Source organism: Pseudoalteromonas sp. SWXJZ10B, assembly GCF_015864475.1.
In the GTDB taxonomy this organism is placed as follows: domain Bacteria; phylum Pseudomonadota; class Gammaproteobacteria; order Enterobacterales; family Alteromonadaceae; genus Pseudoalteromonas; species Pseudoalteromonas arctica.
This window is the reverse complement of the sequence record NZ_JADYXD010000015.1, coordinates 84,567-107,767: the sequence shown is the minus strand read 5'-3', so window position 1 is coordinate 107,767 and position 23,201 is coordinate 84,567. Positions and strand designations below refer to the sequence as shown.

Genomic DNA, 23,201 nt, shown 5'->3' with positions numbered 1-23,201 from the left:
GCCGGTTTAGCGCCAAATGAATCTGAGGTTAGATATCAAGATTCTAAAACTGTGGCCAAATTTTATTGACCACTACACACATCAACACGCAGGGCGGGCGAGCAAAGCGACTCCTGCTGTTAAAATTATAAAAACCTACGCTCTACGATGAGTGCGCAGCATTTTCACTATGACTCTCCACCGCTGAAGGTATCATGACATCACACAAGCATTAAGTTGTAGAGCTCCCGAACCTAACGAGCTGGGCTTTTTACATTTTTAGAAAAGTGATTCAGGTATTCCTCTAGAGCGAAGCGTCTCTCAGTGAATAATCTACTTAATTTAACGAGTTAAAGTGGCATCGCCGCATCGCCGATGCGAGTGTAGTTTTTCACTGTGACTTCCTAACGCTGAGGGTACTATTGCACTGTACAAAGCTTCGAATTAAAGAAAGTCCTAACCTAAATAGTCGTTTTTTTGCATATATAGAATGTAAAAATATGAGTGAATAATATCAATTCAAATATATAAGCAGATTGGTATTATATAAAAAGTATGAGATCCTCATAAATCAAAGTTATTTTAAATTAATGGTATGAGTTAATGATTACTCGTTAACAAACTACTGACTTAACTTGTTTATGAAGGCAATGAATACTAATATAATTTCATGACCTTATAACTAAAATTTATTGAGTTAGTTGTTTTAAAATTACTACCAATAATGATTGTGAGCTGTAACTAGATGCCCTATGAAACATTTTTAGATGACTCTACTTCGCTAGTTGAATTTACACGTATTTACTTAGCTATTTTTTATACTTTTGTTGCGGGGTTTTATACATTTAGAATTATTTATAAAAATAGAGACACACCATCAGGCGTTATTTATCCCGGAGATAAGTTTTGTACTAGTTGGTGGAACCATATGGTTTTTAAGTTTTTCAGGGCTGCTATTTGGTTTATATGTGTAATTAGAGTGTTTGTACCTGAGTTAGATAGCTACCTTGGGCTATTTCCAATTCTCAATGGCTGGCCAGGTGTATTATTTGGCGATATTTTATTGAGTGCAGGTTTTATTTTGACGATGTTTGTACATTTTCATATGGCAGCACTTTGGCGTTCAGGAATTGATCCTAAGGGACCACATGAGCTTAAAACATCAGGACTATATGAATACTCTAGGAATCCGATGTATTTAGGTGTTGTAGCTGCACAGGTGGGTTTCTTTTTAGCCTTACCTAGTATATTTAGTTTGACCTGTTTGGTTATTGGTTTTATAGCTATATATAGACAGACGTTAGTTGAAGAAGCTCATTTAGCTCATCGCTTTTCAACACAATATAAAGAGTATAAACAACTAGTCCCTCGCTGGTTATAGCTTGGGATTGAGCTTTAAATACATGAAATTTTAACGCAAGAGTAAAGACGTGTTCTGTGTTGGCTTGCTAAAATTTAGCAAGATGGACATAAATCAGATCACTTCTTTTTGTTTTATACCAATTCGCTTAATTAAGTGATCTATTTTGAGGATGGAAAAACGTGTTGATAGCTAGGCAAAAAATTTGCTATTTAGTTGTTCTAAATGAGAATTTTTTAACACAGGTAGCGACACATTCAGCCCCGCAAAATGATTAAGTATTATTGCGGATTGGTATTATATACTTTTTCATAAACTCTTGTTTAGTAATTGCCTTTGAAAAAATGTAGCCTTGAATATAATCGCAAGCAAGCAGCTTTAATAGGTCATACTGTTTTTGTGTTTCAACACCTTCCGCTACCACCATTACATCTAGGTTGTGAGCCATAGTTATAATAGCCTTCACGAGAGCGATACTATTATCGTTTGATTCAATATCGCTTATAAATGAACGATCTATTTTTAAAATATCTATATCTAAGCGCTGTAGATACGCCAAAGAAGAATAACCAACACCAAAGTCGTCAATCGCTATGTCTATATTAATAGTGCTTAAGCGTTTTAATTGTCGCTGTATTGACGAATCTGGATCCATTAAGGTATTTTCAGTGACTTCAATTAAAATAGTGTTGGCGGGTAGTTGGTACTTTTTACTTGCAACAATCCATTCATCCACCCAGCAACCAGCGCGGTCAATTTCAAGAGGTGATGTATTTACACTGACTTGAATTGTCTTTTCACTTAAAACATTGAATAGGACGGTATCTTGAATTGCTTGAGATTTTACCCATTGGCCTATGTCGTTTATTAATCCATTTTTTTCAGCAACAGGTATAAATTCATTGGGGCCTATTAGGCCTCGTTCAGGGTGGTTCCAACGAATAAGGGCTTCAGCTTTTGGTACTGATTTCCCATCAATTGAAAATATAGGTTGGTAATATAATTCAAATTGGTTTTTTACAATTGCAGTGCGTATCTCTTCTATCAGGCGACGCTTTTCTGTGGCTTTTTCTTCGATAGCATAGGAGAAAAACTCATAGCGATTCCGCCCTTTATTTTTAGATAAATACATCGCTTGATCAGCACGTCTAACGAGCTCTTCTACTGTTAAACCATCAGCAGGGAAAAACGTTAAACCTATGCTTGCAGTAACATAGACTGTTTCTTTTTTTATTTTAATGCTCTGCATTAAACTACTTTTTACAGCTTCGGCAATTTTTGATACTTCATCAGGGCTACTTACACCCTCTAAAATTAATGTAAATTCGTCTCCACCTAAGCGTGCTACTGTATCTTTTGTTGTTATACAGCTTTGCAGCCTCGTTGCTACCTGGTGTAATAATAAATCACCGTAGTCATGTCCAAGGCTGTCGTTTACTTCTTTAAAACCATCTAAATCTATAAATATAAGTGCGAATTTCATTCCCTTAATACTTACTAAGCTTTGTAGTTTCTCGTAAAAATACCGTCTATTTGGTAAATCGGTTAACCCGTCTTGGTAAGCATATTGTTGCAACTGAATATTTGCATTTTCAAGTTCATTAGTACGAAGCCTAACTTGGTTTTCTAATGAGCTTTCTCTTTGCTCAATGTTGTATAGCATATCGTTAAAACAAGAAGTTAACTGTCCGACTTCATCTTGTGATAGTTGTTTAGCGCGTAAACTATAATCATGTGACGTTGTTATTTTATTTGCTGTTTGTGCTAAATATAAAATAGGGTTTAAAAAGCGGCGCCTTAGCAAAAGGGATAAAATGAGGCTGATAGCAAAGGTAAAGACCATCAAAATCATTATAAATTTAAAGTAAAAAGTGATTCTGTCTTGAATGTAACTGTTGTTAGCGCGTATTTTTAATACGCCATAATCATGCATATCGAGCTGAAGGGGGGTATTAACCTCAATGCTTTGTTCTATTTCTTCATTTTCGGCTTGAGCAACAACAAGTTGTTCACCAGTCATACTCGTTACCATTATACTAATAACATCTGAGCGTATAAGTATTGGGTTTATAAGCTCTTGTACTGCATCTATATCATTAAACATAAGTGCAGCAGTTATATTGGGTGAAAGCATTTTAGACAGCGACCCCAGGCTTTCTATTTGTTCTTCTTTAGCGCTGGTGATTTCATAAGCACTAAATACAATGGTTACTGTAGCGGTTGATACAAGTGCGACACTCATTAAGATGAATAATAATTTTTTGCTCATTGTATTTAATGCAAATAGTTTTTTCATTGCATTACCTATCTACAACGCGTGCAAGTCGTAGTACTTTTGAACTCATAGTAATGCCTGCATCTTTAAGCTGTTGTGGTGCAATTTCAAAGCGAATTTTACCACTGGAAAGAAAGAATCTGATATGGCCGCCATTTTCAATAAATGAGTCTGTTTCACCAATGACCATAATATTTTTTAGATCTAAAGGAGTTATGTTTTGCCACTGAGCAAATGTATCTGAGGTGATAAATAGCATGTTACAGGCAGATGTTGTGACTTCATCAAGAGTGACTAATTTATTATGTAAAGGTAATTTTTTTATAGTGCGATTTTTTAGAGCGGTGTTAGCCACATCAATAAAGTATTTATCAGGGCTACAAATAGTAAATTGATCAAGGGGCTCTAAATGAGAATCCCAGTGTCCAAAACGTGCAAAGTTATACAAGAAGCCTGCTTTTAGCATGTATTCTTTTTCAACAGCGTCAACGCTGGTACTTAAAAGTACCAAGGCTATTAAGCTTCTGTGAATTAGGCTTCTTAATTTAATCATCTAATTAGCTTAGAAATTTGCTGAAATTGTAAACGTAATACATTCATCAATATAGTTTGGTAATGTATAGGTTTCGCGCGTATTACTGTACTCAATATGTGAACCTGAAAATAGGTTTTTACCCGAAACTGCAGTAGACCACACAGGCGTAGCCTGCCAATTCCAACTAATATCTAACGTTGTGTAATTATCAGTATTATATGCATTTGAGTTTACTGCTCGTAATGTCGCAAACACGTTATGGTTGGTTAAAAAAGAATAATCGGCTTTTGCAAATAACTGCCTGTTTTTAGAGTCATACCCGATAGCGGGCTCTACTCTAGGAGGTAAATCGTAGTTATAATCGGTGTAACTATAACCAAACTCAGTATTGAGATTATCAATTGGTTGCCATGATACTACTAAGTCGAACCCTTTAGTGGTTGTGTCTGCTACAGATGCAAAGTCTAAATCTATACGAGTCATTCTTAGTGCTTGAAATACTTCTGGAATTCTCCCTGCTAGAAATAAATCAAGTATAGGAGTGAATTGTTCAGCATGTGTATTCATATCAATAACCGCTACGTTTTTAGCATCGGTATAATAAGTAGAAAGATCCAATGACCAATCGTTAGCAGTAAAACGGTAGCCTAATTCATAAGATAGATAGTTTTCTGATTTAACTTTGTCATTACCATTTAGGTAGGTTGCAATTCGGTAGTCGTCTATTTGGTCAAAGCCTGAACTTAAACCGGTAAGATCTTTAATTTCTGTACCATTAACTTTAAAGTTATCGTTAAACTCAATTAGAGTAGGAGTTCGAACACTTCGTGATACAGCACCCCATACAATGTTGTTGTCGGCTGGCTTATAAATAAGTCTTGCTGATGGTTGATTTTCCCACCCAGTTAAATCGTTATGGTCAAGTTTAGTACCAATAATAAAGTCAAGGGTATCAGGAATCACATTGTACTGAGCTTGGACAAGTACACCATATTGTGTGAGGTTATCGAAGTCTTTATCACTATCTAAAAATACGCTTTCTGCGAAAGATATAGAATTGTATCGGTAGTTCAACCCCCAATCTAACTGTAGAGATTGATATATAAAGTTCATCTGATAATCAATATCTATCGATTGAAAGTCTTCTTTAATATAATTTTGAGAGCCATTTTGTTTAAGCCAAGAAACTTGTAGCATCTGGTTTGCATCTGGCGACATTCTATTTTCTAACCTTGCCATTATGCGTGAGTCTGTTCGTTTTAAATCATCCGAAAATGCAATGTTTGCGTTGGTTTCATCTATAACGCCTCGATAGTTTTGGCCAAGTTTTGAGTGAGTTATATCGCCTTGAAGTAGTGCTGACCACTCATCACTAGGGGTAAAGTCAGCCCTAAAACCTAAAGAATTTTGCTTGGTTGTATCGCTTGGAGTGAGTGAAATTCCTTTTTTTGACTCATTGGCATCTTTTAAGTGGCCGTAAACTCGGTAACTTCCTTTGTTACTTATATCACCACCGTAGCGAAGGTTTGCATCAGCATTTATTTGGTTACCAGTGGTTATATTTGCGTATCCACCGCGAGTATCAATACTATTTTTAGTAATAATGTTAATTACACCATTATTTGCGTTGCTACCCCAAAGTAACCCGCCTTGTCCGCGTATTACCTCAATGCGTTCAATATCGTACAAAGGCACGTTTAGGGTTTCCCAGTAAACTGCCGCAAATTTTGGGGTATACAAGCTTTGCCCATCAATCATTACTAACAGTTTGCTTGAAAAGCGAGAGGCAATGCCTCTTGATGAAATAGCCCATTGATTATTATCGAGCTGACGTACAATTAAACCAGGCACCATTTTGAGTGCTTCGGGAACAGAGGTTGCTCCAGATTTTGTTATTTGCTCTTTACTTAAAACGTAAATAGATGAAGCGGTATCAAATGCTGATTGCGCTCTTTTCATTGCAGAGGTTGCTTGCACATCCATACCCATTAAAGCATCAAGATCGAGATCTTCATCTTCAAACGGCTCAGCCGTTATAAGAGGGCACACAAAAAGTAATGGCCAAAATAAACGTTGTGATATTTTCACCCAAAAGTCTCCTGCGCAATCAAAAAATCAAAAACAATGACTGTTTTTGTAATACATGTGATATCACACAATATTAACATACATTAACAGCGTAAAAGTATAAATGCGATTAAATCAAAACAACTAATTTTGTAGTAGTTAAAAAATTTAACTTCGGCCAATAAAACAGTAAAATTTAAAAAATAAAGTAGATACATTTTATACAATTACATTTATTAAAGAGTCAAAAAATAGAAGTTACTGAGAGTTATATGATTATATACTATTTAAAATTTAGTCTATTTTTGAAGGACTTCAAAGTATTTTGCGCTTATTGATTATTTAACTTTGCATATCATGCTTTTACAAGGGCGATATTAATTATACGTGCACGATTAATCTAACTTTGTATTAACTATTATTGTAGTTTCAATTACCTTTGCTTTTATTAAAGGTATATAGAATACTTAAATTCGCTTGGTTTTGCTTTGAAGGCACCAAAGTATGGAAAAAAATGAATTAATTAATGTAGAAGAAGTACTCGATTTAATGCTTGATGCGGTATGCGTGGTAGATAAACAAGGCACATTTGTTTTTGTAAGCGCAGCATTTGAGCAAATTTTTGGTTATACGGCCGACGAAGTTGTAGGCAAAAAAATGATTAACTATGTTTACGAAGGTGATCATTATAAAACGCATAATGCCGTAACTTCGCTGTTGTCTGGCGGAATGGTGAACCCTCGCTTTGAAAACCGTTGGATGAGAAAAGATGGTCAAGTAGTTCATATATTATGGTCTGTTCGTTGGTCAGAGCAACATCAAGTAAGAATCGCTGTCGCGCACGATATAACTGAACGTAAAGTAATGGAAGATCAACTCCATTATATGGCACGGCACGATGTGTTAACTGGCCTACCAAATCGTTCTTTATTAATGAATCGATTAGAAAAAGTAATTATTAGTGCAACCAGAGACAACACGTTTTTTTCTTTACTGTTTATAGACATAAATGGCTTTAAAGCAGTAAACGATACTCACGGACATGAAATTGGCGATAAGCTTTTATGCGCTATAGCAAAAAGGCTTTCAGCGTCAGTAAGGCATTACGACACAGTAGGGCGTTTAGGCGGAGACGAATTTTTAATTATTTTAGATAACTTAAGTTCTAGCCACGAAACCGTCAGAATAAAAAATAAAGTCCTCACTGAGTTTAAAGCCGTCTTTAAGTTAGATGACGTACTACTAAATATTTCACCCAGTATAGGAATTGCAAACTACCCCGAGCACGGCCAAACAGATCACGAACTCATAAAGTATGCTGATCAAGCTATGTACAAAAATAAACAACGAGGCTTAGATAACGTAACCTATTTACCTCAATAACTAAGCTGAACTATCACCTTAGGTTAAACAATAGTCACAGCGTCCTTAACTACAATGCCTTACTTGCCGACATATTTTTTAATATCGGTTTGCCAGTGCTGCGCTAAAAAATCTATAAATGCTCTTACAACAGTTTGTTGGTAGTTCCTTGATAAATAGGCTGCCCACAAATTATGTCCAGATGATAATGAAGGCGATTACCGTATCGGCAGTAATACATTTTTTACGAATGATGCAGGCGAAAGCAAGGTATAGGTCACTGATTATGCAACTGCAATGGTTGATGAAGCGCAAAATGCAGCGCACGTAAATCAGCATATTGGTATTGCCTACTAATATGGTTACTAATCAAAAGCGTTTGATTATTTAGATATAACAATACTGGCTCATAAGGTTAAAATAATTTAATCTGAGCGTATTAATTCTTATTAAATTATTTGCCTTATGAGCCTTCTTTTTTCTCTTGCGTTAGCAAGCCTTCCCGCTTTACCAGAGCCAGTTGCTAATAATGCTGTGGCTAAAGTTACAGTACAAAACCAAACCTATTTTTTAAGCTTTATGGGGCTGGGGGGCGATAAACAATACTCGTCCGTACATAACAAAGTGTGGGCGCTTAAAGTTGGCGATTCACAGTGGCAATCTAAAACTGGTGTGCCTTCAAGCTTGCCATTAAAAGGGCGCTTAGCAAGCACCGCAGTCGGCTTAGGCGAGTACGCTTATGTTTTTGGCGGCTATACGGTAGCAGAGGATCATACTGAAGTTTCAAGCCCAGACGTATATAAGTACGACGTAATAAAAGATACTTACACGCATCTTGCAAGTATGCCAGTACCCGTAGACGACAGTGTAGCGCTTAGCTATAAAGCGCGTTACATTTACTTAATTAGCGGCTGGCATAACGACGGCAACGTAAATTTAGTACAAGTGTACGACACACAAAATAATACATGGCAACAAGCCTCGCCATTTTTAGGTGAGCCCGTATTTGGCCAAGCTGCTGCAATTAGCGATAATACCATTGTTATTTGTGATGGTGTTAAAACACAAGCAAATCCAGATTCGCGTCGCTCGTTTGCAGGCGTAGCACAGTGCTTAAAAGGCACTATAGATTCAACTAATCCACAAAAAATAGATTGGCGCACGTTGCCACATCCAACGGGTACTGCTCACTATCGAATGGCAGCCACCAGCTATAACGGCAATATTTATATGCTGGCAGGCTCTAATAACCCATATAACTACAGCGCAATAGGCTACGACGGCAAGCCTGCACCAGCAAGCAATCATGTTTGGCGCTTTAGTGTTGATAAAAACGAATGGCAGGTTTTATCACCGGTTGACGTAAAAAGTATGGATCACCGTGGTTTACTTGAGCACAACGGTGTTTTATACCGAATTGGCGGTTTTGATAATAACCAGCAAGTAAGTGCTAACGTACTCGGTTACGAGGTTCAAAAATGAACACCCTTTACATTACCGGGGCGGGAGTCAGCGCAGCCAGTGGCATTCCTACATTTCGAGGGGAGGATGGTTACTGGACCATAGGCAGTAAAAATTATACGCCTATGGAAATGGCAACACGCGCAATGTACCAAAACGCTCCTAAAGAGTTTTTAGCATGGTACTACCATCGCTTTGCAACGTATCGTAACCATGGCCCAAACGACGTGCACCATTGGCTAAGTGACAAAAACCTAATTACTCAAAATATAGATGGGCTTGATGGCAAAGCAGGTAACAAAAATTACATAGCTATACACGGCAGGCTTGATCAAATGACCTTGTTTCATGAGCAAGGCGACGATGTAACGCCATTTACCGCTCCGTGGGAAGATGTTGATGAAAGCCGCCTGCACAACTCTTTATTTGAAGTGTTTAATATTAAAAACCAAGCACCCGAGCTTAATCATTCTTTTAAACCCTTTGTTTTGCTGTTTGACGAGTACTACACCGAGCTTTATAGAATTAGCGAAGCGCAAAAGCGTATGAGCAACGCCGATAAAATCGTATTTATGGGTACCTCGTTTAGCGTTAATATTACACAAATGGCAATAGAAATAGCCCGCGATTACAACATTCCCATTGAAGTTGTAGACCCCGAACCAGCTCATATTTTACACCCTAATGTAAGCTATAAAAAAATGACGGCACTGGAGTACATTCAAAACAACTAAAGTAAGCGCGTTATGAGTATTTAACGCGCAATCTTTAATGTTATTTACAATTTTGCAAAGTTTTTATCTCTCCAGTTATACATGTTGTTCTATAATATTAATTAGCAAAAGCAATCGCTTTATAAAAGCATAATAATATACAAGAGACATAAATGAGTGATTTAACCGCAATAGCCAATTTATCAATACTTTTAGTAGAACCTTCAGACGTTCAACAAAAAATAATTATAAAATCGTTATTAGATAGTGGCGTTAAACAAGTAGAAACGGCAACCACACAAGAGCAAACATTAGCACTGCTTATTAAATACCAACCAGATTTAGTAATAAGCGCCATGTATTTGGCCGATGGTACGGCCGACACCTTATTGCAAAAAATCAGATCAAACCCAAGCACCGAGCATCAACCGTTTATGCTTGTATCAAGCGAGCGAAATAAAAAGTATTTAGAGCAACTACGTCAATCGGGTGTATTAGCCATTTTACCAAAGCCTTTTAGTGCAACCGCAATTACACGCGCACTTAAAGCCACGCTAGACATAATTAGTGAAGAAGAAGTAGAGCTTGAACATTTCGATGTAACATTACTACGAGTATTGGTTGTAGATGACAGTCGCTTTGCGCGCAAGCACATTATTCGCGTACTTGCCGGTATGGGAATACCTGCACCAGTAGAAGCTGAAAACGGTAAAGAAGCTATTGAGCACTTAAACAACCAATCGTTTGACTTAATAGTAACCGACTACAACATGCCAGAAATGGACGGACGGGAACTAACAGAAGCCGTTAGAAGCTCAAATAGCTACTCACATATTCCTATTTTAATGGTGAGCTCAGAGGCAAACGACACCCACCTAGCTAATATTGCTCAAGCGGGAGTTGATGCTATTTGTGATAAACCATTTGAACCGGCCACAGTGCGAGAATTACTGTATAAAATAATGTCTTAAAAGTAAGTACAAGCGTAGGACGGTTATTATTTGGCCTACGCTCATCTTTAAAATACATTTACTATTACAGTTTTCCTAATCTATAAATGAGTAATGCAGTTTTTTTAATGTTTTTATCAAGGCTGGTTAAATCGGCTGTTTCGTTTTTAGTATGCGCGCCGCTGCCCATCAAACCTAAACCATCAAGTGCCATATCAACATGGCTTGCCGCAAACGAAATATCAGCTGCACCTGCGTTGCGAGGGTTGGCGGCTACTACTTTGTTGAAGCCTAAATCGTGGCTTGCGTCGCTGTACAATTCTAATAGCTTTTTATTGCCATCAGTTAATGCCATTGGTGGGTAACCATCTTCAAAAATAAGCTCAGCTTTACTGCCATTTAAACTGTTGCTAGCAATGAGTTGCATTGACCTTATTGCATTTTCGAATTGTTTTGGCGAAAGTGCGCGTAAATCACCTGCAACATGCACGGTTTGTGCTATTACATTACTTTTACCAAATGCCGTTGCTGACGAATTAGCGCTGTCGTAGTCGGCATTGGTACCGCCCACAATAAGCCCCGGATTAAATGTTAAGTTAGGTTGCGTGGCAAGTTGTTCTCTAAAATCATTTAAAATACGCGATGCCTCGTAAATAGCGCCATAACCAACGCTTTCGCTAAATATTTGCGAGGAGTGCGCCGCATTGGCCGTTACGTTTAGCGTCCAACCGGTATAACCACGGCGCGCCGCCATCGCTGTTTTTATATTGTTATCGCCATTTTCATAGCCAAGCGCTACGTCGGCCCAAATTGCGGCATCAACAATAGCTTGTTTAGATAAGCTAAGCGGGCGACCGCTGCTTTCTTCATCGCCAGTCAGTAATACTTTTATGCTTACATTTTCGAGTAAGTTAAGGGCTTGTAAGCTTTTAAGAGCGGTAATTATTATCGTGTTGCCGCCTTTCATATCGGCAACGCCTGGGCCACTGGCTGTATCGGCATCAAGCTGTTTATAAGTTGTAAAGTTATCGTTTTTGGCAAATACCGTATCTAGATGGCCGATCATCAGTATTTTTATTGCATTGGGATCATCACTCTCATGGGTTGCTAATACATGCCCTGCGCGGTTAAACGCACTGCCATCAAGCCATTCTACTTTAAAACCAATAGCTTTAAGCTGCTCGCTTGTCAGCGCACCTACTTTTTTTACACCTTCAATATTAAGCGAACCGCTATTAATATTTACGGCTTGCTCTATTTGTTGCAGAGCTTGGGGAATATTTGTATCGACCTGTTTTACTATTTCACGCTCGTTTTTATCAAGCGCCGCATGGCTTGTAAGCGGCAGGGTACTAGCAAGGGTCAGAATAAGTGCATGGCTAAATTTTAAAAATGACATAACAGCATAATAAGTGAGAAATAAGAGTATTTAATATGAAGTAAAAATACACAGGATTCAATAGGAGTAGATTGTGATTTTTAACTAATTTTATAAGTAATAACGAGTTACAAGTTTAATAATTATGGGGTGTACGCGTTATTGGTTTAAACACAGATATTTAAAATATAACCTTTTAACTAATAATCAAGCTGTATAACTAAACAACGATTTGTCTGATATTACTGATCTCCACCAATTTGGTGGTTTTGCTGTATTTAGAAAAGATAAGGCTAAGCTAACTATCTGTTTACAGTTGTTTATTTTATAGCTAGGATAAAATCATTGTAATACAGGTACACTTATCGGTTTGTAAAACGACAAATGTTGTAGGCTAAATTGTCAAATTCCAGAGGAGGGTATAGTGAGTAATCAACCAGAACATAAGGATTTTTTGACTTGGTGGAAAGAGGACTTTGGCCCAGGATTGATTGCTACTCGTAAAGCTCTGGAGCCACACATTAAGCAATGGCAGCAAATTGCGGTGGCTGTGAACAAAGCGTTATCTAAGTTTATCGAAGAGCATAGAGAAAGTATTGAGTTATGGATTCAATTCGCTGAGGTTTATCCTCAACTTGAGCCTTACATAAATAACATCACTTATGGGTTAAATGATCCTGACTTTGAAATTGCGAATGACGTTGTTGAATTAGCACATATTTTTGAAACTATAGATCTTCAACAAGACCCCAGTGCAATTTCTCTTCTTGATGTAATATCTGGCGAAGCTTTTCAATCCTCACTTATTAATTTTTATTCCAATTTGACACTAGATGAAAATCGATTGCCTTTAATAAAAGAAGCTTTGGAATTACATAACAGTGGTCACTATGCTGGTAGTATTTGCTTGCTCTATGGACAGATTGAAGGTGTTCTCACGGAATCATTTGAGAAAGCTAATTACATCATTATAAATCAAAGGAAAACAAACCCAGTCAAAGAAGACGGTTCTGTTAACAATAAATCTAATTTAACGGGTTTAGTGCCTAAGCTTGAACACGCAATAACTCGACAAGATCAACTGCAATCATACTATTCAAAAATTAAGACATACGAGCTTGTTGCAGGCGACTCGGAAGAAACTATTCCTAAAACGAGAAATAAAATTCTTCACGGTAGTGAAGTTAGCTTTAATACAGAGAAACGCAGCGCTCAACTGATTTTGTGGCTTTACTCCACAATATTGCAAGTCCGAGTGCTAGGAATTTAACAAGCTCAGTCACAGCGATGGCTTTTCCGTTGAGGCTTCGTCTTCATTACAAAGCCACGCGTGCCTCGGGCGTTATATGTACATGGAGATAGTATGAATTCTAAAATTGAATTATGGGATCACAGTAGTAACTACATATTTGGTGAATTGAAGCCTAATAATAAAATCGAATTGTGGGATCATAGAAATAATTATATTTATGGTGAATTAAAAGGCACTAAGTTTGAATTATGGGATCACGAGAACAACTACATATACGGTGATTTAAAAGGGAAAAAAATAGAACTTTGGGATCATGGAAATAACTACATTTATGGTGAATTAAAGTAATTTTTTAAGTTCTCAGTACGTGTACAAAAACTTTAGACGACCAATGCTCTTATTTCATTTTTTCAGTGTGCATTAAAAATGTATTCGATATTAACAACCATCAGGTTTAACGCTATAGGCATTAAACCTGATGGCCCTAACTTAACGAGCCAACGTTAATTAGTCGGCATTAAATAGATTTCGCGTACGCTGTTGCGCTGGTTTGCTTCTATGGCAAATAATACGGCGTCTGCTACATCTTGTGGGTCGAGTTTATCGGGTTTAGCTTCATCAAAAAACGGAGTGTTTACTATGTGAATTACAGTGACACCCAACCTAAATTTTGTAATGCTTTAAAAACGCTTAGAGTTAATTACAGGATCTTGTTTTTAATTGAATTTGGCTGTTGGCGTTATTTTACAGTCTCGTTAGTTGCCAAGGATAATTATGCGAACACTTCAGCTTTTAGGTTTTATACTTGCGATTGCCGGGTTTATTTTAGGCTATGTGATGCTAGCCCCAATTGATGGTGAAGCATCCGACGCTTCAGCAGGAGGTGCAGGCATAGGCATTATGTTTATGGTGTTACCTATGCTTGGTTGGTCTGCGTTAATATTAGTGCCCTCTTCAGTAGCATTGTTTTACCATAAAGTAAGAGAACGCACTTATTTCAGAGGTGATTTTTGGCTAAACCTTTGGAAAGTAAATCTAATTATTTCTTTTGGATATATTGCCGTTGCTCTATATTTTGCTTACATATGGTTTAAGGGCAGCATTGGCAATTAATAAGACTTTAAATGCCTAATACCTTTAATTCATTCTTACCTACTAACATCTAACCCAAGCTAAGCACTAATAACCATCAGGTTTAATACCATTAGCATTAAACCTGACAGCCCGAACTCAACCAATCAACGTTAATTAGTCGGCATTAAATAAATCTCACGTACGCTGTTGCGCTGGTTTGCTTCTATTGCAAACAATACCGCGTCGGCTACATCTTGTGGGTCGAGTTTGTCGGGTTTAGCTTCATCAAAAAATGGGGTGTTTACCATACCCGGTGCTATGGTGGTGCAGCGGCCATTCCACTCGCTCATTTCCTCAGCTAAGTTTTGTCCAAACCCATAAGCAAACCATTTAGTTGCACCGTAAATAGAGCCGCCAATTGGCTTACGGCCAGCGGCAGAGCTGGTTAATATAAAGTGACCTTTGTTTTGGCGTAAATGCGGCAGGGTTAATTTTGCCGTCCACAGTAGGGCTTTAATGTTTATGTCGATCATGGTTGACCACTCATCAGGGTCGCCTTTTTCGGTGCCTGCGGTTGAAACACCCATACCCGCATTAGCAAAGGCTACATCTAACCGACCAAATTTTTCAATGCCTTTGGTAACTACGTTTTCAAGCGCAGTAAAGTCGGTTGCATCTGCGGCTACGCTAAGTGCGTTATTTGAGCCTAATGACTCTACTAACTCAGTTAACTTATCTTCGCGTCTAGCGGTAAGTATTACTTTATGACCATTATTTACAAGGGTTTTTGCGGTTGCTTCACCAATGCCACTTGAAGCGCCGGTTATGAGTACTATTTTTTCTTTTGCCATAAATAACCTCTTTTTTAAGTTAAAAACTTAAAATCACCATACCAATAAACGATTAACCTACATTGAATAGTCGCTATAAATTTGCCGTAAATAGGTGTGCTTTACATCTCAAAAATCATGGTTTTAACGGTGTTTTTAAAATTGAAATAAGTGATTAAAAAAGGTAGGTTTAAATTTTTTATTCTATATACTCGCGCCACTTCTTTTGAAGTCGGTTTTTATTAAATTTAACCATTATTTTGCTGAGTTTCAGCCACATTTATCGGAACAAACATGAAAGATAAACTTTTAGCGTTTTGGCAAAGCCATTCAGAAACAATCATCACTTTAGGTTACAAAGTGGTTTTAGCATTGGCGATTTTAGTTGCGAGCGCGCTTATTGCACGCTCGGTTAAAAAAGCGATTAAAAACTCTAAATCGCCATTAAAAAGAGTGGATAGTACGCTGCTTCCTCTTTTATCGAGTATTGCTGGTTATTTGGTTTATATAATTGGCGGGCTATTTATTTTAGATATTTTTGGCGTTAATACGGCAAGCTTAATTGCGCTAATGGGCGCTGCAGGTTTAGCGATTGGTTTAGCCCTTAAAAATACGCTGAGCAATATTGCTGCGGGTATTATGCTGCTAATACTTAGACCTTTTAAAATAGGCGACTTTGTTGATGCCAGTGGCACGCTTGGTACTGTGAGTGAAATAAACTTGTTTACCACTATTTTTAAAACCACCGACGGCCTTTATATCGCATCGCCTAACGGTAAAGTATGGGGTGGCAATATTAAAAACTTTACCCGTAATGGCAAAAGACGAATGGATATAGTGGTGGGTATTTCCTATGCCGACTCGATTGACGTTGGTTTAAATGTACTTAAAGAATTAGCGGCATCAGAGAGCCGATTACTCGCAGAGCCTGCGCCTAAAGTAATGGTGACATCAATAGGTGAAAGCGCGGTAAACATTCAATTACGCGCATGGACTGTAAATGGTGATTATTGGCAAACCGTGTGGGATCTAAATAAACGCGTTAAAGAAGCTATTGAAGGTGCTGGGCTGAGTATTCCGTTTCCGCAGCGTACTTTGCATATATCGGAGTCGATGGCATCGGCAGTTACGGTAAGTAAAGACGTTTAAATTCTATTAGCATAAGCGCAAATAAAAATAGCGAGCCTTTGCTCGCTATTTTTATTTATATAGACTGTACTAACTGAGCGATATATTAATTTCATTTTTAAAATACTTGATTATGTTTGTTAATAAATTGATAGTTAAATTTAAATAAGGCTATAATATACAAATACTTTTTAAATTAAATTTTGGTGTCAAGGATGGCTGCGAGAAACTCCCTACGTCTATTTTTTCTGTGTGTGTCTATAAATACTTTGCTTGCTTGCGGTGGTGGAGAATCTTCTGATTCTTCCCAACCCATCGAGAAATCTCCCGAAACAGTAACTCAAACATATACTATAACTGCTATTGATGGTTATTTGCGTTCTGCAGTTGTATGGCTAGATCTAAATAATAATGGAAGACAGGATACTGATGAACCTAGCGCTATTACCCAAGCTAACGGTAAAGGAGTACTGACTCTTTCATCTGAAATTAATCCTGAAGATTATAGTGTAATTTTATTTGCTGAAGAGGGTAAAACATTTGATGAAAGCTTAAATAAGGTTGTTAATGAAAACTTTATATTATCTTCACCGAAAGGTGAACAAGTAATTAGCCCTTTAACGACACTTGTTTATTTGAAAAACAGAAAAACGCTTGATATAAACTCCGCTATTTCTCAAATTAGTCAGTTATTAAATGTAGCTCCGCAAAGTTTATTAGAAGACTTTATTATTAAAGGTCATGCTCAGAATGAATCTGTGGCTGCTGATTTAGTTCGCCTTGCTATTATTCCTGGTTCAGAAGCGAAATTGCTTAGTGATATTAATAATAGTGAGAGTGTATTCAATGAACTAAATGAGTACTTAGTGTTAAAAGAAAAAGCGGACAGCCAAATATATATTATTAGAGATAGCACCGGTAAGTTGTCAGGCGATACAGATTTAGATGGTATTGCTGATAGTGAAGATTCAGATATTGACGGGGATGGTGTATTAAATACACAAGATGCTTTTCCATATAATATATCCGAATGGAATGATCTAGATAATGATGGTATTGGCGATAATAGCGATCCTGATATCGATGGCGATAACGTAGCTAATGCCTCAGATATGTTCCCATTTGATGCAACTGAATGGGAAGATTTAGATGGTGACGGTATTGGTAATAATAGCGATCCAGATATAGACGGTGATGGTATCCTCAATGATGAAGATGAAAACCCATACATAGCTGAATATAATTCGATTAAAAACCCAGGTGAGTTAGCTATAGAACAAATGATTGTAGGTGATATTTCTCAAGGTCAATGGCAGTATTTTATCGTTGAAGCACCTGAAAATAGAATACTAAATATTACGTTACTTAATTTATCGGGCGATATTGATTTATACGTAGAGGAAGATGATTTTCCAACCAAATTTGAGTATCAATGTCGTTCTAATTTAGGTACTACTCAAAATGAAAGTTGTGCAATACGTGTTCATCAGGCTACTACTTACAACATTGGTATACTCGCGAAAGAAGGCGCGACTTTTAATTTATTAGCGACGACAGAAAATATTATATATAAAAAGGCAATGCTACTTTTACACGGATTAGCTTCAAGTCCTAGTACATGGGATGCAATGGTAAATGACGATAGCTTTTTTAATGGTCAGTGCCAAATATTAACTAATGACGATAATACTCTTCCAGTAGTTGAAGCTAATAGTGACGGCATTAGCTGTTTTAATTTGGAGTTTGGAGCATTTGATAGAGAAGGCATTCATGCAAGAACAGGCTTAGATGCTAAATCATGTATTAATGCTTTGGGTTGTGATGGTGATTTTACCTCTTTTGAAGGCTTAGGTTACGAAGTAGAAAAGGCTGTAGAGAAAATAGTTGAGTCTTTAGGTGAAGATACTGAAATATTTTTATTTGGGCATAGCCGAGGTGGCCTAGCTGCTCGCTCTTATTTGCAGAATGATGAAGCTATGTATAAGTCTTTTGTTAAAGGGTTCGCAACAACAGGTACTCCACATCAAGGTTCTCCATTAGGGCGTTTTTATCAATATATGAACGACAATTGCATTCCAGAAAGTACTTATCGACAAGATAACGGAAAGTGTGAAGATAACTGGGAAGTTGTTGAGATGCTCGATGGTACAAGAACATATTTTGGGGTTGATTTCGGACTAGATTATCAAATGGACTTGCAATCCCCAAGTATCGATTTCTTATCGCCAGAGTCATCTTCAATACAATATTTAAACAGCGACTTAACGAGCCTTGATGATTTAGTAATAGGGCAACTGGCTTATCAAGGGACTGACTTCGGAATCCTTTCGAAAGACGCTGGTATTTCGGGTTATGATTTGTATGCCTATCGAGCATTATTTTCTGGTGACCATCCGCATCCAGAAACGCTAAGGTATATTGAAAATGGACAAACAAGAGCTTCATTTATTGGTGATGGAATTGTACCTGCTTATAGCCAAAAATTGAGTTTATTGTTAGAAAGACAAGGTATATCAATTACTAAAGAAGATACACAAACAGCTGTAAATATTTTGCACACAGAAGAAACTGAAAGAGTAACCGATATTTTCAGGTTACTTGATGCTTTATATACAGATTTAGGGTGGAAATAAGTATTATGAAAAAAGTGATACTTTTAACTTTTATATGTTTACTGATAGCGTTTACTTTTTATTGGTTTTTGCCTGTTGTTCAGTATGCAGAGTTACCGGTGAATACAGGTGCTAAACCTAGAGGGATTAAAGATACTGTATCTAATGTACAAACACACCAAACAGACACTACTTTGGCTACCTCTAAATCATCAAAAAATGTCAAAGATAATAATGTTGAAAAAAAAGAACTTAGTGATAAGGATGCTTTAACTATTACTAAAATGCTTTTAAGTCGTGTTTATAATAGTAAAGCCATTGATTTTAATGCTGAAAAAGAACTGTTAACTTATTTAAAAACTACAAATAAAGAAGGCGTTTATCAATTTATTGTTGAAAAACTACAATCAGCAATTAAGGGTAATAAAAATGATGATAGATTAATTGAATATACTTTAAGCCTTTTGGCCGCAATAGATACTCAAAGAGCGAGTGAAGTGTTTTTTGATTTTGTTGCCAAAAATGATTGGCAAGGATCGAGGGCTATATATAACGTTAAAAAGTCGATAGAAAAGCTAAATCGAAGTGGTGAATACACCGCTTTAGCGCAGCAAGCATTTACAATTGCGGATGAGGATAGCCCATTTATTGGCGAGTTAGCTACTACAATCGCTCGGCACGCACAGAGTGAACAAATAGAGTATTTGTTTGGTTTTATTGATGAAAAGTATGAGAGCAAGCGCCTGTTTGTTAAGCGTGCGATGAACACTATTCATGATGAATCTTTAGTTCCTCATATAACGGGGTATTTAAAAGATAGCTCAACCGCTATTATAAAAAATACAGCACTAAATACGCTTGCTAATATGGGGCAATATGAAGCGACTGCCGCTTTAATCAAATGGAGTTCTACGCAATCAAAAAATTCTGCTGAGCAAGTGAAAAAATTATTTGATATAGCAATTCAAAGAAGTCCTTCTACAAAAAGAGCAATAGAAAAAGAACTACATATTCAAAATTTTGTAAGTGCAGATATAAAAGTAGTGATTGCAACTGCTGCGGATAAACAACATTGAAACAATAATGCAGCGACACTTATATCGCTGCATTATAAAATTGATTAACCCTCTAATTGAAAGTCGTACACTGAGCCTAAATTAAGTAGTTGTGTAAGCTCATCAAGTGCTTGGTAGCTTTCGGTGAGTAGGGCTGAGTCTGCAAAGTCACTTGCGCCTAGCTTGTCGCGGTAGTTACGCTTTGCCCAGTCACACAGTTGTGTGTATTTAGTATCCGTTAAAATAACCTCTGGGTTTACTGCAGCAAGTTCTTGCTCGTTAAGGGCTACACGTAAACGCAAGCACGCAGGTCCGCCGCCATTTTGCATACTTTGGCGTAAATCAAAAAACTGCACTTGGTTTACTGGGTTATCAGCCATTATCATTTCTTCAATGTAGGCGTTAACTGCGCTGTTGCGTTTACACTCTTGTGGTGCAACTAGCAGCATTGAACCATCGGCAAGGCTTACAAGCTGGCTATTAAATAAGTAACTACTTACTGCATCGGTAATGCTTACTTTTTCGGTAGGTACTTCAATAATATAAAATTCTTTATTGCCCACATACGCTTCGCGAATATCTTGCAGTGCCAAAGCTTGGTTTAAAAATGCTTGCTGGTGGCACAGTAATACGTTGGCGTTACCTACAGCAATTACATCGTTATGAAACACGCCTTGGTCTATTACGTCTGGATTTTGCTGTAGTAAAATTTGGCTTGAATCTTTTAAGTTATGTAAGCGACAAATTGCTTCTGAGGCTTCGAGTGTTTGCCTTGCAGGAAACTTAGCGGGTTTTGGTAATTGGCTGTTAAACGCGCTGGCACCAAATACAAACATTTCAAGGCCTTGCTCGCCGTGGCTGTCACAAAAACGAGTATGGTTTGCTGCACCTTCGTCGCCAAAAAAGCCTTGGTCAGGCAAATGGGTATGGTGTGCAAAGTATTTGTCGTTATTAAACATGGCTTTTAATAAGCGCGTAGTGGTTGCAGGCTCTAATGAACGATGAAACTTATTATTTAAATTAGCTGAAGTAAAATGTACTTTGCCGTCGGTTGTATCAGGAGATGGCGATACCGTAGCGGCATTGGCTGTCCACATTGCAGACGCTGAGTAACACGCACGTAATAAAATAGGATCGGCTTTAAACGCTTTATGAATGACTTGTGCATCGTTACCGGTAAAGCCTAAGCGGCGTAGTACGTTTAAGTCGGGGCGTGCATGAGGGGCAAATACACCTTGAGTTAGGCCTTTGTCGTGCATGGCTTTCATTTTTTCAAGGCCTTGAAGTACCGCCTCTTGAGGATTTGAAAAGCTTGCTGCGTTATTCAACGAGGCAACATTACCATACGATAAACCAGCGTAGTTGTGAGTAGGACCCACTAAGCCATCAAAATTAACTTCCAAAGCGTTCATACACGTTCCAATTAAAAATTTTCAATAGGGTGCAACAATACAATGCAATTGAGCTGCTTGCAAAGTTATAAACGCAGTGTTTTTACTAATTTTTTGATGTTTTTAAATGTGGAGTTTATTACAAGAGGGCTGTTTTTATATTGAACGGTTAATTTAAGTTTAATAAAAAATGTACGCATAAATTTCATAGTGCGCAAAAGCTTAGCCTAAAGTAGGTTTATACATTTAAGCTTTATGCCAAGCCTTTACACAATAAGATGCTACTTAACATAGGCGCGTTCTTTATCAGCGGTAGTGCGGGTATTTGTAGGGTCGTTAACTTGCCAAACGCTAATGTCTAAACGCCATAAAAGGTAAAGGGTATGATATAAGTTGAACATGGTTTTTCCTTGGTATTTTCACTGAACACATCAGTCTATAGGAAGAAGTATGCCAACATTAACTTGAATATTTTATGAATAGAAATCAGGTGTTTAGTATTTAAGTGTAAATACATACTTAAGGGTTAGCACCAAAGTGGTGAAGCATTATTAAAAAGTGCACCAGCGTGGTGTTTTTTCTAATAAAAGCCCTGCAACTATTGGGGTCACTTAAATGTGCAAGGCTTTTAAAAAGTATAGGTATCAAAAAGTAATTAACGGCCTACTTTTGCTTTTACTAAAGGCTCAAACGACATTACTTTAAACTTACCGTGGCTTTTATTTTTACCATTATTAAGTACAGGCGAATTATGTAAATCGTCAACGGTAAAGTATATTTTATCATCAGCTCCGTAACTAAACCCATCTGGCCAGCTAAGACGGTCGTCTTTAAATAATACTTCGTAGTCGCCAGTAGGTTTAATTACGCCAATTGCACCGTTGGTTATGTCGGTTACGTATACGTTACCGCCGCCATCAACAATAATACCGTCTGAAATTGGCTTAGTGCCGTAACGCGTAACTTTATCCTCAAGTGCTTTAGCCGAAAGGCTCTCGTTATTTATATCGCTGGTGGCAATACGGTAAACCGACGTGCCCGACATAGATCCAAAGTAAAGCCAGTCTTCGTTAGGGTCAAGCGTAATTGGGTTAACACCTAAGCGGGCAGGTTGTCCGCCAATGCTCATAGTGCGGCCATCAATAACCATATCGATATTTTCGGCTGTAGTGTAATGGCTATCTTGTAATACTCTGCGAGCGACACCTGTTTTAAGGTTAACCGTAATAATAGCGGCTTGGCTGCCATGGGCTGTGTCGGCAATGTATACAACGCCATGTTTATTATCGATGACTAAATCGTTTAAAAATGAGGTGTCGGTAATCATTGGTTTTGCGAGGTAAATAATTTTATGCAGTTGCTCTTTATTTGTATCCCAACCCACTAAGCGCCCAGCGCGATCTGGCCCTGAGGTGTCGAGCATCCATAAAACGCCATCGCTTGATACATTTATGCCAAGTACATCGTAAAAACCTTTACCGTTATTGTACGCGTAAGCCCATTCTTCATTAGGGTAGGGCTTAGTTGTGCCATCGCTTAAAAGCTCCATAATTTTTTGCTTTTGGCCGTAAAAACCATGTACTGATAAAAACTTTCTACCCGATGGCGTAATAGCAATGTTACCCGGTGGGTGCTGCGCATCAAACGTGGCTACTGTTTTTAAATCAGCATTTTGGCCAGCAGTATTAGCAGTATTGGCAGATACGGCGTTGCTACTTAAAAGTGCCGTGCTACACGCCGCTGCTAAGAGTAATTTTTTTATATGAGTCATTTAATTTA

The 23,201-nt window shown here is 37.6% G+C and carries 18 protein-coding genes and 1 pseudogene; 11 read left to right on the top strand and 8 right to left on the bottom strand.

The window, feature by feature from the left end; translation table 11 throughout:
- Positions 1-724: 724 nt before the first annotated feature.
- Positions 725-1,360 carry a methyltransferase family protein gene (locus tag I6F54_RS14065; protein WP_010553522.1) on the top strand — a complete coding sequence of 212 codons (636 nt, stop codon included), beginning with the start codon at positions 725-727 and terminating at the stop codon, positions 1,358-1,360.
- Between the two features lie 253 nt (positions 1,361-1,613).
- On the opposite strand, the gene I6F54_RS14060 is transcribed toward I6F54_RS14065, so the two are convergent.
- Genes I6F54_RS14060 through I6F54_RS14050 form a run of 3 tightly spaced genes read right to left on the bottom strand, consistent with a single transcriptional unit; the run spans position 1,614 to position 6,237 of the window.
- Positions 1,614-3,635 carry a putative bifunctional diguanylate cyclase/phosphodiesterase gene (locus I6F54_RS14060; RefSeq protein ID WP_197141936.1) on the bottom strand — a complete coding sequence of 674 codons (2,022 nt, stop codon included), beginning with the start codon at positions 3,633-3,635 and terminating at the stop codon, positions 1,614-1,616.
- Between the two features lie 4 nt (positions 3,636-3,639).
- A complete protein-coding gene (locus tag I6F54_RS14055) occupies positions 3,640-4,167 on the bottom strand; it encodes a YfiR family protein (RefSeq protein ID WP_010553524.1) in 528 nt (175 codons plus the stop codon).
- Between the two features lie 9 nt (positions 4,168-4,176).
- The gene (locus I6F54_RS14050; protein WP_197141934.1) at positions 4,177-6,237 is read right to left on the bottom strand and encodes a TonB-dependent receptor plug domain-containing protein; all 2,061 of its coding nucleotides are present in this window, start codon (positions 6,235-6,237) and stop codon (positions 4,177-4,179) included.
- A 483-nt stretch (positions 6,238-6,720) separates the two neighbouring features.
- On the opposite strand from I6F54_RS14050, the gene I6F54_RS14045 reads away from it, so the two are divergent.
- The 4 genes from I6F54_RS14045 to I6F54_RS14030 all read left to right on the top strand — a co-directional run bounded on the left by I6F54_RS14045 (position 6,721) and on the right by I6F54_RS14030 (position 10,723).
- Entirely contained in the window at positions 6,721-7,599 is an 879-nt protein-coding gene (locus tag I6F54_RS14045; RefSeq protein ID WP_197141932.1) for a sensor domain-containing diguanylate cyclase, read from the top strand.
- A gap of 444 nt (positions 7,600-8,043) precedes the next feature.
- Entirely contained in the window at positions 8,044-9,060 is a 1,017-nt protein-coding gene (locus I6F54_RS14040) for a Kelch repeat-containing protein (RefSeq protein WP_197141930.1), read from the top strand.
- The gene (locus I6F54_RS14035; RefSeq protein WP_197141928.1) at positions 9,057-9,773 is read left to right on the top strand and encodes an SIR2 family NAD-dependent protein deacylase; all 717 of its coding nucleotides are present in this window, start codon (positions 9,057-9,059) and stop codon (positions 9,771-9,773) included. The genes I6F54_RS14040 and I6F54_RS14035 overlap by 4 nt, the downstream gene beginning before the upstream one ends.
- 152 nt (positions 9,774-9,925) lie before the next feature.
- The gene (locus I6F54_RS14030; RefSeq protein WP_197141926.1) at positions 9,926-10,723 is read left to right on the top strand and encodes a response regulator; all 798 of its coding nucleotides are present in this window, start codon (positions 9,926-9,928) and stop codon (positions 10,721-10,723) included.
- Between the two features lie 64 nt (positions 10,724-10,787).
- On the opposite strand, the gene I6F54_RS14025 is transcribed toward I6F54_RS14030, so the two are convergent.
- Positions 10,788-12,101: a M20/M25/M40 family metallo-hydrolase gene (locus tag I6F54_RS14025; protein WP_197141924.1), complete on the bottom strand. Its 1,314-nt coding sequence runs from the start codon at positions 12,099-12,101 to the stop codon at positions 10,788-10,790.
- Positions 12,102-12,504: 403 nt separating this feature from the next.
- Between I6F54_RS14025 and I6F54_RS14020 the strand changes: the two genes are divergently transcribed.
- Both I6F54_RS14020 and I6F54_RS14015 read left to right on the top strand, forming a co-directional pair.
- On the top strand, positions 12,505-13,350 hold the full coding sequence (locus I6F54_RS14020; protein WP_197120061.1) for a hypothetical protein: 846 nt from the start codon (positions 12,505-12,507) through the stop codon (positions 13,348-13,350).
- A gap of 93 nt (positions 13,351-13,443) precedes the next feature.
- On the top strand, positions 13,444-13,680 hold the full coding sequence (locus tag I6F54_RS14015) for a hypothetical protein (protein WP_197120062.1): 237 nt from the start codon (positions 13,444-13,446) through the stop codon (positions 13,678-13,680).
- Positions 13,681-13,835: 155 nt separating this feature from the next.
- Here the strand turns inward: I6F54_RS14015 and I6F54_RS14010 are convergent.
- Positions 13,836-13,973 (bottom strand): annotated as a pseudogene (locus tag I6F54_RS14010) (short-chain dehydrogenase); the annotation flags it as partial.
- Between the two features lie 133 nt (positions 13,974-14,106).
- On the opposite strand from I6F54_RS14010, the gene I6F54_RS14005 reads away from it, so the two are divergent.
- The gene (locus tag I6F54_RS14005; protein WP_197141922.1) at positions 14,107-14,445 is read left to right on the top strand and encodes a carbon starvation protein CstA; all 339 of its coding nucleotides are present in this window, start codon (positions 14,107-14,109) and stop codon (positions 14,443-14,445) included.
- Between the two features lie 131 nt (positions 14,446-14,576).
- Here I6F54_RS14005 and I6F54_RS14000 read toward each other — a convergent pair whose 3' ends face one another.
- A complete protein-coding gene (locus I6F54_RS14000) occupies positions 14,577-15,257 on the bottom strand; it encodes an SDR family oxidoreductase (RefSeq protein ID WP_197141920.1) in 681 nt (226 codons plus the stop codon).
- 273 nt (positions 15,258-15,530) lie between these two features.
- Between I6F54_RS14000 and I6F54_RS13995 the strand changes: the two genes are divergently transcribed.
- The 3 genes from I6F54_RS13995 to I6F54_RS13985 all read left to right on the top strand — a co-directional run bounded on the left by I6F54_RS13995 (position 15,531) and on the right by I6F54_RS13985 (position 20,052).
- On the top strand, positions 15,531-16,385 hold the full coding sequence (locus tag I6F54_RS13995) for a mechanosensitive ion channel family protein (RefSeq protein ID WP_197141918.1): 855 nt from the start codon (positions 15,531-15,533) through the stop codon (positions 16,383-16,385).
- Positions 16,386-16,738: 353 nt separating this feature from the next.
- Positions 16,739-18,997, top strand: coding sequence for a thrombospondin type 3 repeat-containing protein (locus tag I6F54_RS13990; RefSeq protein ID WP_231616594.1), 2,259 nt, complete (start codon positions 16,739-16,741; stop codon positions 18,995-18,997).
- 5 nt (positions 18,998-19,002) lie between these two features.
- The gene (locus tag I6F54_RS13985; protein ID WP_197141914.1) at positions 19,003-20,052 is read left to right on the top strand and encodes a hypothetical protein; all 1,050 of its coding nucleotides are present in this window, start codon (positions 19,003-19,005) and stop codon (positions 20,050-20,052) included.
- Between the two features lie 44 nt (positions 20,053-20,096).
- Here I6F54_RS13985 and astB read toward each other — a convergent pair whose 3' ends face one another.
- A complete protein-coding gene (astB, locus tag I6F54_RS13980) occupies positions 20,097-21,443 on the bottom strand; it encodes an N-succinylarginine dihydrolase (protein WP_197141913.1) in 1,347 nt (448 codons plus the stop codon).
- Between the two features lie 634 nt (positions 21,444-22,077).
- Positions 22,078-23,193 (bottom strand): L-dopachrome tautomerase-related protein, encoded by a 1,116-nt coding sequence (locus tag I6F54_RS13975; protein WP_197141911.1) that lies wholly within the window; start codon positions 23,191-23,193, stop codon positions 22,078-22,080.
- Positions 23,194-23,201: the final 8 nt, after the last annotated feature.